Source organism: Paenibacillus sp. EKM10P, assembly GCF_011800655.1.
In the GTDB taxonomy this organism is placed as follows: Bacteria; Bacillota; Bacilli; order Paenibacillales; family Paenibacillaceae; genus Paenibacillus; species Paenibacillus polymyxa.
The window spans coordinates 14,899-31,617 of the sequence record NZ_JAALET010000004.1 but is presented as its reverse complement, the minus strand read 5'-3'; the positions used below and the strand labels follow the sequence as shown (position 1 = coordinate 31,617).

The 16,719-nt window shown below is 46.3% G+C and carries 13 protein-coding genes; 3 read left to right on the top strand and 10 right to left on the bottom strand.

From position 1 onward, the window contains the following. Window positions 1-48: 48 nt before the first annotated feature. On the bottom strand, window positions 49-1,086 hold the full coding sequence (locus HFE01_RS12600; protein WP_016821824.1) for a LacI family DNA-binding transcriptional regulator: 1,038 nt from the start codon (window positions 1,084-1,086) through the stop codon (window positions 49-51). 341 nt (window positions 1,087-1,427) lie between these two features. Between HFE01_RS12600 and HFE01_RS12595 the strand changes: the two genes are divergently transcribed. Further along, entirely contained in the window at window positions 1,428-2,480 is a 1,053-nt protein-coding gene (locus tag HFE01_RS12595) for a 2,3-butanediol dehydrogenase (protein WP_016821825.1), read from the top strand. A gap of 168 nt (window positions 2,481-2,648) precedes the next feature. Here the strand turns inward: HFE01_RS12595 and HFE01_RS12590 are convergent, their stop codons facing one another. Beyond that, window positions 2,649-4,643, bottom strand: coding sequence for an AraC family transcriptional regulator (locus HFE01_RS12590; RefSeq protein ID WP_080902335.1), 1,995 nt, complete (start codon window positions 4,641-4,643; stop codon window positions 2,649-2,651). A 332-nt stretch (window positions 4,644-4,975) separates the two neighbouring features. Between HFE01_RS12590 and HFE01_RS12585 the strand changes: the two genes are divergently transcribed. After that, complete coding sequence (locus HFE01_RS12585) at window positions 4,976-6,319, top strand: amino acid permease (RefSeq protein ID WP_016821827.1); 1,344 nt, start codon at window positions 4,976-4,978, stop codon at window positions 6,317-6,319. Between the two features lie 7 nt (window positions 6,320-6,326). Then, on the top strand, window positions 6,327-7,490 hold the full coding sequence (locus HFE01_RS12580) for a VanZ family protein (RefSeq protein WP_044787744.1): 1,164 nt from the start codon (window positions 6,327-6,329) through the stop codon (window positions 7,488-7,490). Window positions 7,491-7,610: 120 nt separating this feature from the next. Here the strand turns inward: HFE01_RS12580 and HFE01_RS12575 are convergent, their stop codons facing one another. The 8 genes from HFE01_RS12575 to HFE01_RS27310 form a co-directional block, all read right to left on the bottom strand. Continuing rightward, the gene (locus tag HFE01_RS12575; protein ID WP_016821829.1) at window positions 7,611-8,264 is read right to left on the bottom strand and encodes a nitroreductase family protein; all 654 of its coding nucleotides are present in this window, start codon (window positions 8,262-8,264) and stop codon (window positions 7,611-7,613) included. A gap of 50 nt (window positions 8,265-8,314) precedes the next feature. Beyond that, the gene (locus tag HFE01_RS12570) at window positions 8,315-8,707 is read right to left on the bottom strand and encodes a MarR family winged helix-turn-helix transcriptional regulator (protein ID WP_026065410.1); all 393 of its coding nucleotides are present in this window, start codon (window positions 8,705-8,707) and stop codon (window positions 8,315-8,317) included. A gap of 283 nt (window positions 8,708-8,990) precedes the next feature. Next, window positions 8,991-10,367, bottom strand: a complete 1,377-nt coding sequence (gdhA, locus tag HFE01_RS12565; RefSeq protein WP_019688217.1) for an NADP-specific glutamate dehydrogenase — start codon at window positions 10,365-10,367, stop codon at window positions 8,991-8,993. Window positions 10,368-10,785: 418 nt separating this feature from the next. Next, a complete protein-coding gene (gene thrC / locus HFE01_RS12560) occupies window positions 10,786-12,177 on the bottom strand; it encodes a threonine synthase (protein WP_044787745.1) in 1,392 nt (463 codons plus the stop codon). A 215-nt stretch (window positions 12,178-12,392) separates the two neighbouring features. Further along, window positions 12,393-13,736, bottom strand: a complete 1,344-nt coding sequence (locus HFE01_RS12555) for a TldD/PmbA family protein (RefSeq protein ID WP_167438677.1) — start codon at window positions 13,734-13,736, stop codon at window positions 12,393-12,395. Window positions 13,737-13,739: 3 nt separating this feature from the next. After that, a complete protein-coding gene (locus HFE01_RS12550) occupies window positions 13,740-15,134 on the bottom strand; it encodes a TldD/PmbA family protein (protein ID WP_019688220.1) in 1,395 nt (464 codons plus the stop codon). A gap of 401 nt (window positions 15,135-15,535) precedes the next feature. Then, window positions 15,536-15,841 carry a hypothetical protein gene (locus tag HFE01_RS12545; protein ID WP_243208185.1) on the bottom strand — a complete coding sequence of 102 codons (306 nt, stop codon included), beginning with the start codon at window positions 15,839-15,841 and terminating at the stop codon, window positions 15,536-15,538. Between the two features lie 225 nt (window positions 15,842-16,066). Then, window positions 16,067-16,291 (bottom strand): hypothetical protein, encoded by a 225-nt coding sequence (locus HFE01_RS27310; protein ID WP_243208184.1) that lies wholly within the window; start codon window positions 16,289-16,291, stop codon window positions 16,067-16,069. Between the last annotated feature and the right edge of the window lie 428 nt (window positions 16,292-16,719).

The following is a 16,719-nucleotide window of genomic DNA, read 5'->3' as shown; positions in this document are numbered from 1 at the left end:
CCATTCATCCATGGTTATAACGGAATAGGGTTCAGAGCTAGACTTACTTTACTCGTCATGCCCAACCGTAGGCTTACGGATCACGGAGACGCTGGATTCCCTGACAATCAAACGAGGCTCAAACTGTATACGCTCATAATCCCCCACGGTCTGTTCCTGAATTCGCTTAAGCAGCAGTTCCGCAGCCAGGCGTGCCACCTCTTCCCCCATGATAGAAACTGAGCTGATCTGCGGGGTCGTTACCGTAGCCCACAAATTGTTATCAATACCGACCACTGCAACCTCTTGCGGTACTTTTACACCCAAATCCTTAAAGCGGTTTACGATTCCTATGGCCACCATATCATTAACTGCATAAATCGCATCCGGCATATTTTTCAAGCTGTAAAAATAATCGGCTGCCCGTAGCCCGGTCTCGAAGGAAAAGTCATCGCCAAAATACACCAGTGAAGGGTCCACATGCTGGAGAGACTGCTCATAAGCGAAGTATCTCTCCTCGATTTTGTCCTTCGCTGCACCTGCATAAGCAATTCTCGTTCTTCCGATTTTAAGCAAATGCTCCATCACAAGTCTTCCCTCTTGCCGGGCCAGACTGACGATATCCGCTTTGACGTCTTCACCCAGCTTCTTGCCATAGTTAATAATAGACACAGGAACGTTCGCTTTGTTAATCAGATCAACCAACATTTTGGGATACGCCAGCGGCATAATGATGAGCCCGTCTACATGCAGCTTCTTAACCTCACGCACCGTTTCAAGCTCCATCCTGGCATTCCCGGCCGTATTGATCTGCACGACACGATAACCGTGCTGCTTGGCAGCCTGTTCTACGGACCAAGCAATCTCTGGAATGATTGCGTTCCGGATATCTGGTACAGCCAGCGCAATTTGGCGTGTCTGCCGCACCTTTAGACTCTGAGCTGAAGTGTTAGGCGTAAAGCCCATTTCTTCAATCACTTGCAAAATAAATGCCTTCGTCTTGGGGCTGATACCCTCGCTATCGTTAATAGCCCTGGAGACAGTCGCAATACCGACCCCTGCCCGCTTGGCTACATCCTCTATGGTTACTTTCTTTTGCTCTGACACACCCAAAATCCTTTCACGCTCGGAATCGTTTTCTCTCTATGCACATAAACTCTCTAATATAGATATTATACCACAGAATGAGTCTCTAAAAATTGAATTCGTTTTCTTCTAGTCTCTTCCTCACCTGAATAATTCATAAAAACTCTTTTGTACAGAGCAACAAGTCAAATATAGCGCCATAGTCACAAGTGATTATATTCACAAAAAAATCAAGTGCTTTTTGCATTAATTTGGTTTGACAATGTGTAAAAATTGTGACATATTATTTTTCGGAAACGTTTCCTTATTCATTCACTTTTATAGCAGCAATGATCATATATTCATCAAGGAGATGACAAGACATGCAAGCATTGAGATGGCATGGAGTAAAAGATTTACGTTTGGAAAACATTGAGCAACCCGCTGCCCTTCCAGGAAAAGTAAAAATCAAAGTAGAATGGTGTGGCATTTGCGGAAGCGATCTTCACGAATATGTAGCAGGACCGATCTTCATTCCTGAAAACGCTCAGCATCCACTGACCGGCGAAAAAGCTCCGATTGTGATGGGACATGAATTTTCTGGACAAGTCGTTGAAATCGGTGAAGGTGTAACTAAAATTCAGGTTGGCGACCGTGTAGTCGTAGAACCGGTTTTTGCATGTGGAGAATGTGATGCATGTAGACAAGGCAAATATAACCTTTGCGATAAAATGGGCTTCCTCGGTTTGGCAGGCGGCGGCGGTGGATTTTCTGAATATGTCGCAGCTGACGAGCACATGGTTCACAAAATTCCAGAAAGCGTATCTTTCGAGCAAGGCGCTTTGGTAGAGCCTTCGGCCGTTGCTTTGTATGCTGTACGTCAAAGCCAACTGAAAGTCGGCGACAAAGCTGTCGTGTTTGGCGCTGGTCCTATCGGATTGCTGGTTATTGAAGCGTTGAAAGCTTCGGGCGCATCTGAGATTTATGCAGTAGAGCTTTCCGAGGAGCGTAAAGCTAAAGCTGAAGAGCTGGGTGCTATTGTGCTTGATCCTAAAACTTATGATGTTGTGGAAGAGCTGCACAAACGGACTAACGGTGGCGTAGATGTAGCCTATGAAGTCACTGGAGTACCTCCTGTGCTGACTCAAGCTATTGAATCCACTAAAATTAGCGGACAAATCATGATCGTCAGCATTTTTGAAAAAGAAGCTCCGATTAAACCGAACAATATCGTTATGAAGGAACGCAATCTGACTGGTATTATCGGCTACCGCGATGTATTCCCGGCTGTCATCAGCTTGATGGAAAAAGGGTATTTCCCTGCTGACAAGCTTGTGACCAAACGTATTAAGCTCGAAGAAGTAATCGAGCAAGGTTTTGAAGGTCTCCTGAAAGAAAAAAATCAGGTTAAAATCCTGGTATCTCCGAAAGCCTAATATCGAAAAAATAGATGTCTGCCCTGTGCAGGCATCTTTTATTATAAAACCAGGTTGCACGGCAAGCGTCCATGTAAATGAAAAGACAAAACAGCGCTCTCCTACTATGGTCTCTGCCGTGAAGTAAGAATAGCGCTGTTTTATTATAATCTAGATGATTGAGTTACATTATTTCATTACATTTTTCAGAACATCATCAATCATTTGACTGTTTGCAATTGTACCTGTATACAGCCAGCTGGAATCCTTGCCAAAGTCGTATACATGGCCTTCTTTGACTGCCGGAATTCCTGCCCAGACTGGATCTTTAATAATCTCATCCTTGCTCACATTTTTGCTGTTCACGATAAAGATATAATCAGCGTTCAGCTCAGCCAATTTTTCCAGCGATAAGTTGCTCCAGTTCGCCTTGGCTGTTTTGGAAATTTCCTGTACGACCTGTGGAATCTTGAATCCCAAATCCTTGTACAATACATCACCGCTGGATAAATTCTGGTTCACCACATATACGTTTTTATCCGTTACCCACAATGCCGCAGCCGTTTTTTGTCCTACCGTCTGACTGAGCTTGGCTTTCGCCTCTGCTGCTTTTTTGTCGTAATTGCTTAATGCCTGCTTCGCTTCACTGCTCTTATTCAGCACCTCACCCACGGTCAGCAGCTCTTGGCGCCAATCATTATTCATATTACTGCCCACAACGTAGGTTGGAGCAATTTTGGAGTATTGATCATATTTGTCGCCTTCCACCATGCTAGCACTGTCCATAATGATCAAGTCAGGCTTGAAGTTCAGAACCGCCTCGAACGGAAGATCTGAAGCGATGGCAGGAACATCTTTCAGTTCTTTTTGCAGGTAAGCTTGAACTGAATTTTTACCCACCGACCATTGGGCTACCGGTTTAACACCCAACGCCACCAGATGATCCTCCAGATAAGAAGCGAGCACACGCTGAGGCTGAGCCGGAACCTTCACCTCATGCCCAAGTGCGTCCTTCAGTACCCTTTCCTGTGATGCTGATTCTGCTGATGTATTATTGTTCCCTTGCGCAGCGCCATCGGTTGCCGCAGGACTGGATGCGCCTGAGCACGCGCTCAGCAGCAAGGTAAAACTAAGCAATACAATAAATGCCATGGAATGCTTTGTGTTTCTATTCATTTGTAAAATCCCTTCGTCATGGTTTTGATAATGATTATTATCCTCAATACCAGTATGCAGGGCACCACCTGTTGAATCAATGGAACATTCAGACAGGCTTGATGGATTATCCAGACGCATATCACTAACAAAAGCAGATGAATATAAGCTGTCCCGATAATGAACCGGGGATACGCCAGTATATTTTTTGAATGCCCGGCTAAAGAAATAGACATCTGAATACCCCACACTCACAGCAATATCCTGCAAAGTGGCATCCGTCTTCCGTAAAAGCTCCTTCGCCTTGTCCATCCGTAATTGAATCAAGTACGTAATCGGGCTACTATCCGTTTGTTTTTTAAATAACCGGGTCAGGTGTCGCGGACTACATTCCAATAAGCCGGCCAGACGTTCCAGCGTGATGGACTCCGCATAATGAGCCTGCATAAATCGAATTGCCTGTGCCACGACATCCCGCGTGGAGGTCCGAGCCTGCGGTTCCTGCGATTGGCGCATACATTCATATGCAAAATCATAGAATCGACCCTGCGCCTGAACTTTGGATAACGCCTCTTGATCCTGCCATGTGTTCGCCAGTAGCTGCAGCTTTTGATATAGTATAGCCGGATAGGGCGGTATGAAACCATAAGCTGCCGAAGGTTGATGATAAACTGTGCGTCCTGATAAAGAAGTTGCTTTATATAGTACAAGAATATATTCGATCCCGCATGATGAAGGCTTGATATTCAGGTCAAAACCTTTGCTGACATGCAGTACATAGCCTGAGTGGGATGCATCTTTCCAATCATCAGCCAAGCGCACGCTACCCTGTAGCATAAACACAAAGGCATGCGCTGGGAGACGATATAATTGAACCAGCTCTTCCGCTTCCAATCGAATGTGCCGGACATCCATGACACGGATCGACGAATGAAGCCATACGGACAGCAGCTTGTTCAGTTCATCAGCTTCATGCCCCTTGCTCATCCCGGATTGAGAACCTGTCTGCTTTTGCCGATCCTGCTTCACGTATCAAAGCCTCCGCTTCATAAATTCATACTTTTTTCCAAACCAACCTCATTATATATCATCCTTTACTTTGGCTACCATGAAACAATTATTCCCGCGCGAAACAAGGTGAATATAACATAAAGACAGAATGATATCGATATTACAACAATCGTCAACAATATCATTCTGCCTCTGTTTCTACATTTTTTCCTCTATCTATTTTAATCTCCCTACCAGATCCTATTTCTTTCATTTCCTAATTGGATATTTTCATGTAGTATAAGTCTAATTGAAGTAACCCTGCTTGGGCTATGCTGAAGCTGTACACTATGATGAAGGAGGATTTCATATTGAAATCAAATGAAGCAACTTTACACAAAAAGCTTCGACCACGGCATATTACCTTTATGGCTATGGGTGGAGTCATCGGGACGGGTATTTTTAAGGGTAGCACCGAAACGATTAGCTTGGCAGGACCTGGAGTTATTTTATCCTATGTCTTCGCAGGACTGCTGCTCTTGGTCGTTATGGGTGCGATTGCCGAGATGGCTACCGTCTACCCCAACATGAATATGAAGGATTTTATTCGCAAGGCTTTTGGAGAACGACTTTCTTTTATTATCGGCTGGTTGTATTGCTTCATGTGGCTGGCTGTCTGTGTCATTGAGGTCATTGCCGCGGGAAGCTTCCTGCAATATTGGCTGCCAGATGTCCCTCTATGGCTCCTCAGTTTAGCGAGTGCGGCTTTCATTATTGTCGTCAACATGCTGAGTGTCGGCGGTTTAGGGGAGCTGGAATTTTGGCTGGCAGGCATTAAAATTGCCATGATTATTATCTTCATTGCCTTGGGTGGCTGTATACTGTTTGGGATTATCCCCACTGAAACTCCACCTTATTTAAGCAACTACGCTCAGCACGGCGGGTTTTTCCCCAATGGCTGGCTGGCAATCTTTTCGGCATTGCTGGTCGTTACCTTTTCTTACGGAGGGTCTGAGCTGATCGGATTGACGTTGACGGAGACTGAAAATCCAGAAAAGGTACTGCCTAAAGTGGTTAAAAGCTTTATTCTTCGCGTTGTTTTGTTCTATACGCTGCCTATTCTCATTATTTGTGGCTTGATTCCCTGGAACCAACTGGATGCAAGTACCAGCCCGTTTGTACAGGTATTGTCTTCTGTAGGGCTTCAAGGCTCAGCTCATGTCATGAACTTTATTCTGATCACTGCTGTACTGTCAGCCGCCAATTCGGGAATTTACGGGGCTACACGCATGCTCCATTCGCTGGCGATTAATGGAGAAGGTCCCAAGTCACTCGCTCGCCTGTCTTCAAATGGAGTTCCGGTGAACAGTCTCAAACTGTGCGCGGTCATCCTGATTGTTGGCTCCATGGTCGCATACGTCGCTCAGGACGGGCTGTTCCGTATTTTAATGGCTGTACCTGGCTTTGTCGTGCTGCTCGTCTGGAGCTGCATCTGCCTGTCCCAATTGAAACTGCGCAAATCTTATCCAGTGGAGCCTACCTTCAAGATATGGGGATTTCCTTATGTGACGGCGGTTACGGTCGGATGCCTATGGGTCATTGCCTTCCTGTTCTTGATTGACCCGCAAAATCGGATTAGCATCAGCGTATGCGTGGCTTTCATGGCATTTTTGGTCATCTGGTCTTTGGTGAAGTTCCGGAGAAAGCAGGCTTAAACAGCTCATGATTCAATCTTATCTGTTTCCCGTTTCATATGCTTTTCTGGCCTTCCCTGTTGCTGCGTTATTGTTTACACTTCCGTTCCTTATCGTGCAATATCGCAGACATGGCTATATTCACAAGGCTAGAGCGTGGCTGCTTTACTTGATGCTTTTATACTTGATGAACGCCTTCTTTTTAGTCATACTACCGCTTCCGGCATCGCGTCATAATGCAGCTTTGGCCGGGGGAGCTTTGCAGTGGATGCCCTTGCAGTTCGTGCAAGACATCATAAGAGAAACATCCGTTTCACCTGCTCATCCTTCCAGTTATTTGCATCTGCTGAAGGAGCGTGCTTTTCTGCAAGTGGTTTTTAACGTAATGATGACCATGCCTTTCGGTATGTTCTTACGTTATTACTTCCGTGCACGATGGGGCTGGTGTCTGATTCTGTCCTTCGCCTTGTCTCTCTTCTTTGAGGTGACACAGCTGACAGGATTGTATGGATTTTTTGACCATGCGTATCGTGTATTTGACGTGGACGATCTGATGGCCAATACTTTGGGCGGTATGCTGGGCTTTCTGCTCGGCGAATGGTTTTCACGCTTTCTTCCCCGCTTGGAGCATCTGGACAAGCATGTGGACATTACAACCAAACGGGTGTCCTATACGAGACGAGGAGTAGCCTTCTTAGTGGATTCTATCCTTTGGACAGGGTTACTCGGCATGATGGAGTCCCTGCATGTATCTGCTGCTTTCTGGATTTCCAGCGGGATATACTTTATGGTGGTTCCTTACCTGACGAATGGACGGACTCCAGGGAAATGGCTGGTACGTATTCATCTTACAGGGAGAGGAAAACGAGTTTCCCTGTGGGAGCTCATCAAGCGGTACAGTCTCTTGTACTGGTTGTATTTTGGACTGAATTACGTACTGGGTGGACCTGTGCTGCGGTCTCAAGTGTCCCCTTGGGTAAGTGTGCTGATCGGTCTTGTGCTATTGGTGTTGAACGGATGGTTCTTTCTCCATCTGGTCATACGCCTGTTCAAGAAAGCACCGTTATTTTATGAGGAGCTTAGCCATACTTCTCACCAGATTATATGGCCCAAGCGTGATCATCCACCTCAGTATGACACTGCTGACTCTGGACAGACACCAGATGCGAATATAGGTCAAGGATCACCCTAAGACTAAAGGACGTCATCAATTCCCGAATCAGCGTTACATCCGGCAAACTAAAAACAGGCGGAGCAAAGGATGTCCTTTGCTCCGCCTGTTTTTTTATGTCGCGTATAGATATAACTTAACTTATTTCCACTGTGCAATTTGATCAATCGGCAAACGTGTGGACGGGTGCCCCTCGTTGATTCCTTTACCCATCGAAATGAGCATAACAGGAACATAACGATCTTTGTCCATACCAAAGGCCTCGGCAATTTGATCCTTTTCATAACCACCGATAGCGTTGGTATCGTAGCCATGAGCGCGTGCCACCAGCATAAGCTGCATAGATACCAAACCACCGTCGATCAGAACTGTTTCTCTGTTCACAACGGGATCAAGGGCAGCAAAATGGGCTGTTACTTTTTCCTGTTGCATTTCTTTAATGTCTTGTGGCATATAGCCCAGTTCTACAGCTTCTCCAAAGATTTGTTCGAAATTATCAAAGTTGTTCAGATCCCCAAACACAGCGATTACAGCAGAAGATGTCTCCACTTGACGTTGGTTGAAACGAGCCAATGGTGCCAGAGTTGCTTTACCTTCTGGGCTGTCAATCACAAGGAAACGCCAAGGTTGCAGATTAATGGAAGATGGTGCGCGTGTAGCTTCTGTCAAAATCTCTGTCATTTCCTCGCGGCTGATCTTCACGGACGGATCGTATACTTTTACCGAACGGCGTCCCAATGCGATTTCTTTAAAATCATTCGTTTTTACAATATTGGATGTATTCGTATTACTCATTCCAATCTCTCCTTTGTTCCTCTGTGGGTAAATGTAAAATTACAATGTTGTCAGTCCATACTGGATATATGACTATTCATCACTTGCAGCATATCAGCTAGCTGCTGCCGCTGGGTCTCGTCGAAGCTCTGTAGCAGCTGAGCTACAAACTGCGAGCGCTCCTGCTTAAAGATGACAATACGCGCACGCCCATAATCGGTTAGGCTTACCAAGGTAACCCTGTTGTCCTCTGGCTTCGTGCGTCGTGTGACCATTCCTGTCGCTTCCAGTTGCTTCAAATGACGCGTAACGGCTGCAGCGTCAATGCCAACCTCTTTTTGCAGCAGCGTTTGACTAATCTCCTCCACTTGATACAGCTTGCATAATAGCTGCAATCTGGATGCGCTGACTCCTGCACACCGCTCGAACTTGGAGCTAATCTGCTTGTTCAGTAGCAGCAACATATCAAAAATATAATCAGCCTCGGATGGTGTCTGGGTGATATCAATCTCTCCTCCCTTTAGCATATCGCTGGGCCTTGTGATCCAACCTTTGATCCATCAATTATTGATCTATCAAGTAATATACATCCTCTTTAGCAATAAATCAAGTCCCTGAGAAAAATAAAGTGCCTCATGCCAAATAAAAGCTGAGCGACTCACACGGAGCCGCTCAGCTTCAATTTTGCTTTTATTAGCTAGGTTATTCAATCATTGTACAATGGAGAAAAGGAATTGTGACGTTGAGTTAGATAATTCCGTGAGACAGCATAGCATCAGCCACACGCACAAATCCGGCGATGTTCGCTCCGACCACCAGATTGCCTGGCACGCCGTATTCCTCAGCCGCCTTCACGCTGTTAGCATAGATATTTTTCATAATATCATGCAGCTTGGCATCCACTTCCTCAAAGGTCCATGACAGGCGCATGCTGTTCTGCGACATTTCGAGCGCCGAAACCGCTACTCCACCTGCATTGGCAGCTTTGGCTGGTCCAAACAGAACTCCGTTCTCCAAAAATACTTCAATGGCCTGTAGCGAGGACGGCATATTCGCACCTTCACCGATAGCTTTTACGCCATTACTTACCAGCAACTGTGCTGCTTGCTCGTCGATTTCATTCTGTGTCGCACATGGCAGTGCGATGTCGCATGGGATTGACCAGATTCCAGAGCAGCCTTCTGTATAGATTGCGCCTGGACGCTCTTTCGTATACTCGCTAATCCGCAGACGATTCACTTCTTTAAGCTGCTTCACCAGCTTGAGATCAATACCGTCTGGATCATAGATATAACCATTCGAGTCACTACATGCCACGACTGTAGCACCGAGTTGCTGTGCTTTTTCAATCGCATAAATGGATACGTTGCCAGAGCCTGACACAACAACACGTTGTCCTTCAAAGGACAAACCTTGAGCTTGCAGCATCTCGTTTACAAAATACACACAACCGTATCCAGTCGCTTCTGTTCGTGTGAGACTACCTCCGTAATGAATCCCTTTACCTGTCAGGACGCCGCCTTCATGTCCTCCGCGAATCCGCTTGTATTGCCCGAACATGTATCCGATCTCACGGCCACCTACACCAATATCCCCTGCCGGAACGTCGGCATCTGGGCCGATATATTTATACAGCTCCGTCATGAAGCTTTGTGTAAAACGCATCACTTCGTTATCTGATTTACCTTTGGGGTCAAAATCCGAACCGCCTTTGCCACCACCGATTGGAAGACCCGTCAACGCATTTTTGAAAATTTGCTCAAAGCCCAAAAATTTGACGATACCCAGGTACACAGATGGATGGAAGCGAAGTCCACCTTTATAAGGACCAATCGCACTGTTAAACTGTACGCGGAAGCCACGGTTGACCTGTACATTGCCTGCATCGTCTACCCAAGGTACACGGAAGGTAATGACACGTTCTGGCTCCACCAGCCGTTCCAAAAGCCCCTGCTGCATATACTTAGGATGCTTAGCCAATACCGGAATTAGCGAATCCAAAATTTCTTTGACGGCCTGATGGAATTCATTCTCATGAGGATTGCGCGCGATAACCTTCTCAAAAACGGACTGCACATATTCGGCTGCTGCTTGTTGACTCTGCTCTGGACGGATCATGGTCATTATTTAATACACCCCTTTTATAATTAGCCCCTCTGTTAAATGACGGAATGACTTTTATTCTGCACCTTCGAGAGTGGAACTTTATGTATTCATAAAATTTAGTTAACTATACATGATTTTTTATATAAATACATCCAATTTCCCTATAAAAGATTTTTGTATCCTTCATTAAATAACTCTATGAACCTACCACTGCCTGTTATATTCCTAAAGCCAAATCCCTTGATTTACGGGCTTTTTTCACGATTTCTAAGGCTCTAACACCTTACTCTATGTGGCATTATAATGTGAACAAATTGAAACTAAAACATACATCATATCTGGAAAATATGGATATAAAAAAGGAGGCTAGCGCTCAGGGCGCAGCCTCTTTCCCATCCGTAAGAATGTAACAACTCACCATTACGGAAATATTCTGTTACACATAAAAGGCTTCAAGCTGACGTACAATTTCGGCCTCGTCATGCTCTACCACCTGCTGGTGTTGCGGCTTGGAGAACAATTGTTCAATTTGCGCCGGGAACTCTTGCTTAATGTCCACCAGACGGATCGCCTCATCGAATTTGGCCGGATGTGCTGTCGCAAAGGTCACACAGACTTCGTCCGCGCCATTATACGCCTCATACGCGGCAATACCGCAAGCCGTATGCGGATCAAGCAAATAATCGTATTCAGCTTTGTACTTTTTGATCAGCTCCAGACACTGCTCATTCGAAGCACCCAGCGCTTCAAAATCCTGCTGGACACGCTGCAAATCTTCTGCACCGATCACAATCCGTCCCTCTGTTTTGAGGTTATTCATGTATTCAGATACCTTGGCTGCATCCTCTCCGAGGAAGTAGTACAGGTATCTTTCGAAATTACTTGCCACCTGAATGTCCATGGAAGGACTGTATGTGCTTTTGAAATCGCCCGGCTGGTATTCGCCTGTCTTCACGAAGCGCTCCAAAATATTATTTTCGTTCGTGGCAATGATCAGCTTATGGATGGGTAGACCCATTTTCTTCGCAAGAAAGCCGGAAAAGATATTGCCAAAGTTGCCGGATGGCACGCTGACATTGATTTTCTTCGTACCCGCAGACTCCTGCGCCCGGAAATAAGCATAGAAGTAATATACCGTCTGCGCCAAAATACGCACAAAGTTAATCGAATTAATCGCCCGCAGATGATGTTTGGCTTTGAAGTCCAAATCTGCAAACAGGTCCTTAATTACTTTTTGACAATCGTCAAAGTTCCCTTTTACAGATAGATTCAGCACGTTCTCATCGTCTACTGTCGTCATTTGTAGCTCTTGTACCTTGCTCACTTTTTGATGCGGATGCAAAATACAGATTTTGATGCCTTCCTTGCCACGCACGCCTTGAATCGCTGCTGCTCCCGTATCGCCCGAGGTTGCACCCAAAATATGAATAATCTCATTCTGCTTTTTGGACACATAGGAATAAAATTCACCCATAAATTGCAGCGCCACATCCTTAAACGCAAACGTAGGCCCATGGAACAGCTCCAAAATAGACAGGGAATCGTTGATCTTCTTCACTGGCGTAACTTCCGGATGACGGAAGCTTACATAACTGCGCTCCACCAGCTGTTCCAAATCTTCGCGAGGAATCTCATCATTGATATACAGCGCAAAAACTTCCAGCAGCAGCTCTCTGTAGCTCAATGTCGCCCATTGCTCCAGCGTAGCTGCCGACACGGTCGGAATCTGCTCCGGCACCATTAGTCCTCCATCGTCAGCTAACCCCATGAGCACAGTATCAATAAATCCCTTGGCTTCTACGCGACCTCTAGTGCTTATATATCTCATATACATCCCCCAATAAAAATTCAATTCGAACCTTTTTTCGAATATATTATTGTCTATAATACCCTGTCGCGGTGCTGTAACCAAGCCTTTTTTTCATATTTTAAAGACTTTCTCCTACTTTACCATACCCCGATGCATCAGGCATCTGTCATTGCTAGACAATCAGAACGTCAGGAACAGGTCGTAAGTCTGAAAAAAGAAGGCTGCTCCAGCCATTAGGAGCCTGAAATCGAAAGTGCAGCCAGCTTGAGCGAAGGAGATGTGCAGCTTCCTGTAAAATGCAAATCGTTGCCAACTTCCTCTACCTGCTGTAGTACATCAAAGAAGTTGCCTGATACGGTAATCTGATTGACCGCTCTGACCACCTGCCCCTGCTCAATCCAGTATCCCAGACAAGCCAGCGAAAAATTACCGGACGCCGTATTGGTACCCGCATGCAGCCCTTGCAGCTCGACGATCATCAACCCGCGGTCCGTCTTGCGAATCATCTCCTCCAATGTACACGTGCCTGGCGCCACGTACAGATTATGATACGACACCCCAATTTTACCGTTATAGCTGCCTTTGGAAGCATGAGAGGTACTCTGTACCCCGGCCTTGCGGGCCGTCTTGCGGTTATGGAAATACGTCCGCAATTCGCCAGCCTTGATGATCTCGTTGCGGCGTGTCGCACTGCCTTCCGCATCAAACGTGCTGCCTGCCGGAACGTTCTCCATTAGCGGATCATCAATCAGCGTGATATGTTCGCTTGCCACCTTTTGCCCCAGCTTCCCAGCCAAGCGTGAAAAGCCTTTATCCACCGACTCCGCAGAAAATACCGACGTGTACGCAGCCAGCAATTGCGCGGCTGCATCATGACGGAAAATGACCGGATAGTTATCCGATTGGATCGTGTGCGCCCCCAGCTTGGAAACAGCCTCTTTCACAGCTTTATGCGCCACATCCGCAATATCGATCTCCTCCACGCTCCGCAGCGAATAATCATGCCAGCCCCCGGTAACCGTCTCGCCATGATCTGCTGCAATCACATATACATAAGCGGTCGCCAGACTTTTGTGACGATGACAATGCAGTCCTTTGGTATTCACAATCAGGACCTCATTCTCACGAACGCTGACCGAGCAATGTCGAGCCATCACGATTCGTGGATCTGCGGCAAGCGCTGTACGCTCCATTTCCAGCGCCGCTTCGATCAGAATCTCAGGAGCTGTGTCGACAAGCGTTGAGGCATAAGCAGGCTGCTTAGGGTAGCTCTCAGAGCCTACAAACAGCTCATCCTGCTCCTCGCTCTCCAATATATCCGCGTTGCTACGTGCTTCTTCCAATAAAAAGTCGATCACATCTGGTTCCAGCTTCTCCGTAGAGGCATAGCCCATTTTTCCGTTAATGACGCCACGGAAGGAAAGTCCGCCATTTTCAACGATGGTATATTGGTCAATTTCTCCCTTCAGTACCTTTACCGAGGTAGAACGTCCATTTACATAGTAGATTTCCATATCCGCGTAGCCCATTTCCCGACCTTTCGCGAACAACGCTTCCTGAAATTGCTGAATATTCATTGCCTATTCCCCCTTTCGTCCGCCGACGGTCATTTCGGATACACGAATCGTCGGTTGTCCGCAGTTGACCGGAAGACTTCCACTGACCGAGCCGCACATCCCCTGACCATGATCCAGATTGTTGCCGACCATATCAATATTTTGCAGGGTTTCAATGCCTTTGCCGATCAGCGTTGCGCCTTTGACCGGCTCGGCAATTTTACCGTTGCGAATCATGTACGCCTCTTCGACTGCAAAATTAAACTCGCTCGTCGAGGTGTTCACCGAACCACCGCCCAGCGATTTGGCATAGATCCCGTACTCTGTATTGGCAATGATCTCTTCACGGGTAGACTCGCCATTCGCAATGAACGTATTGTTCATACGGGATGCAGGCGCAAATTTATAGGACTGTCTTCGTCCTGATCCCGTCGCAGGTACACCCATCTGGCGCGAGCCCATGCGGTCGACCAGATATCCTTTTAAAATGCCGTTCTCGATCAATACGTTGCGCTGTGTCGGCGCTCCTTCATCATCGATATTGAGCGAGCCCCACGCATTCGGAATTGTTCCATCATCTATAGCTGTAACGAGCGGTGAAGCCACCTGCTGTCCGATCTTATTGGCAAACACGGAAGTTCCATGCGCCACCGCCGTAGATTCCAGCCCATGCCCACACGCCTCGTGGAAAAGAACGCCGCCGAAGCCATTTTCAATCACGACAGGCAGTCTACCGCTAGGCGCATATCCCGCTTTCACCATCGTAGACGCAATGCGAGCAGCGTGTCTGGCATTTCCTTCGATATTCAAATTCTCCAGGAATTCCGTCCCTGCATACGCTCCCGGCCCACGGAACCCGGATTGTCTATGCTCCCCATCCGTCGCAATCGCGCTTATTCTCATGCGTGTATACGTACGGGTATCCTCCACCAGCAGCCCGTTGCTATTGGCGATTAATACGTTCTGGATCGAGTTGCTAATCCCAACAGAGGTTTGCGTGATGGAAGGATCGTATTGGCTTGCCGCCTCATGCGCCCGTCTCATCATGTCGATCTTGGCGCGTTTCTGTGAACCGTCAGGAATGATCGCAATCGGATGTTGGTTAGGGATCGCATGGGGATGGAGTGTAATCGTGTGTGTACCTGGCGCTCCACCGCCACGAATAGCCTTAGCAGCCGATTTGGCCAGTCGGATCAGGCTCTGTTCGCTCATATCGCTGGTGTAAGCATACACCGAGAAATGCTCCTTCATAATCCGAATGCCAATCCCGAAATCCCGGCCTGACAGCGCCGTATCCACGACGCCCCCAGTCATGCCCAGTTGCCCATTGGTGCGGTCCTCGACGAACACCTCTGCAAAATCTCCGCCCGTCTCCAGCGCAGCTTGCAGCATATCCTGAATCTGTGTTGGATGTATCATCACGTTCCTCCTCGTTTTTGCCATGTTTCATATTGTACGTTTAAGTAATCAAGAACATATGCGGGTTCATGTTTATTTCCCATAACTTTACTATACATGATGTGGGAGTGGGTGTAACTATCTGGGTGACGGTGTTTGAAGGAGCGTGAAGATTTATGCGCGGGGATGGAGGGATTGAAATGAGAAAACCCGATCAGACCGTGAAGGGTCATGTCGGGTTAGCTTGAGTTGCGTGATTACTGGTTGGGTTGAGCAAGTACGTGCATCTAAGGTCGCTACGTGCACGGATCATTCTTCCGATCGCTGTTGCCCCCAGACTTTTTTGATTATATTTTAACGGTAAAATCCAGGTTCAAAGGCGAACGCTCCGCTTCTTCAGAACAATTCCGTCCCCTTCGCTGCTATGCTTGGGTTTGCTTCATTTTGTTTGCCAAAATACTTTTTTTCAAACGAACTTTAAACAGTTCTCTTCGTAAATCCAGTTCCATGATATGAAGATGGTCTGCTGCTTCTTTGACGGTTTCCATGTGCAGTACGCTTGCCTTTTGAGAAATGATAGCTAACGCATCCCAAATGAGCTTTGTGCAGGTTTTAAGTCTCTCTATGTGTTCATCTTCTTGCTGTACCAAGCTCTCGTATTCTTTAGCCGTATTTTCAGATGAGTTTGTATGTTCCATGCTCTTTAGTATCTTAGGTAGGGTATCCAAGTTATCATCTCCTTTTTATTCAAAGTGTAACAAAGGATGATAACGGATGTGGTACGTGTATACGTAATATTGGAAGAATTAAATGCTATTCTAGCTTCACACGAAGATTTTGTTTCTAGATTAATTTTGATCAGGAACAGACTTTGTACCGCCATTCCACAGGATCGATTTATTCGGTATACGTTCTAATTTATGTAGATGTTCCTTTGATGGTTTCAATACTTTCTACGCTTTGAAATATTCACGTTGCTGCGTCTTCTCATTGAATATCAACTTCTGCTGTTGCAAATCTTCAGCACACTTTTCCACTTTCCATATACCTTCGATGATCGTATCCTTTTCATAATCTGGAATGACGTCAATACGTGGACTATATGGAACTGATTGTGCTGCGGAACGACCCACATCAAGTGCAGCTTCCCACTTATGGATATTGGTGAGTGGTGGCAATTTGTCGAGTGTAAAATATTGATACAAATCAGCTCAGCAATATACTTTTCTTGGATAAATTCTGTTCGCTGTGTACGTCCCATCGCAGGTGACTTGATCGAACGGGCATATTTTCTTTCATTGTAGTAGATGCCATCTCGTAACATACGTTCAAGCACGGCAAGTTAGAATGGATCATCTTCGTCAATTTGATCAGCACTGAGCATAAAGATGACTTCGGTAACATCGGTGGAAGGATCAACGTTCAGCTATGACTCGCTTGAGTTGATCAAGATATATGCTGTCCAACATAGTGATGGTACGAGTGCTAGATTGCGACGCACAAAGTTAGTCGCCTACATGAGCGATCTCCTTAAAGTGGAACAGATTGATGTATTGATTTCGTGTTGGATTAGTGGACAAATTTTAGCCTCCTATTTGGTGGTTTG

Bases quoted from the DNA above. Each gene is read 5' to 3' on its own strand.
- HFE01_RS12555 (WP_167438677.1), bottom strand. From the start codon at position 13,736: ATGAATATTCAGCAATTTCAGGAAGCGTTGTTCGCGAAAGGTCGGGAA.
- HFE01_RS12595 (WP_016821825.1), top strand. From the start codon at position 1,428: ATGCAAGCATTGAGATGGCATGGAGTAAAAGATTTACGTTTGGAAAAC.
- thrC (WP_044787745.1), bottom strand. From the start codon at position 12,177: ATGAGATATATAAGCACTAGAGGTCGCGTAGAAGCCAAGGGATTTATT.
- HFE01_RS12575 (WP_016821829.1), bottom strand. From the start codon at position 8,264: ATGAGTAATACGAATACATCCAATATTGTAAAAACGAATGATTTTAAA.
- HFE01_RS12580 (WP_044787744.1), top strand. From the start codon at position 6,327: ATGATTCAATCTTATCTGTTTCCCGTTTCATATGCTTTTCTGGCCTTC.
- HFE01_RS12570 (WP_026065410.1), bottom strand. From the start codon at position 8,707: ATGTTGCTGCTACTGAACAAGCAGATTAGCTCCAAGTTCGAGCGGTGT.
- HFE01_RS12550 (WP_019688220.1), bottom strand. From the start codon at position 15,134: ATGATACATCCAACACAGATTCAGGATATGCTGCAAGCTGCGCTGGAG.
- gdhA (WP_019688217.1), bottom strand. From the start codon at position 10,367: ATGACCATGATCCGTCCAGAGCAGAGTCAACAAGCAGCAGCCGAATAT.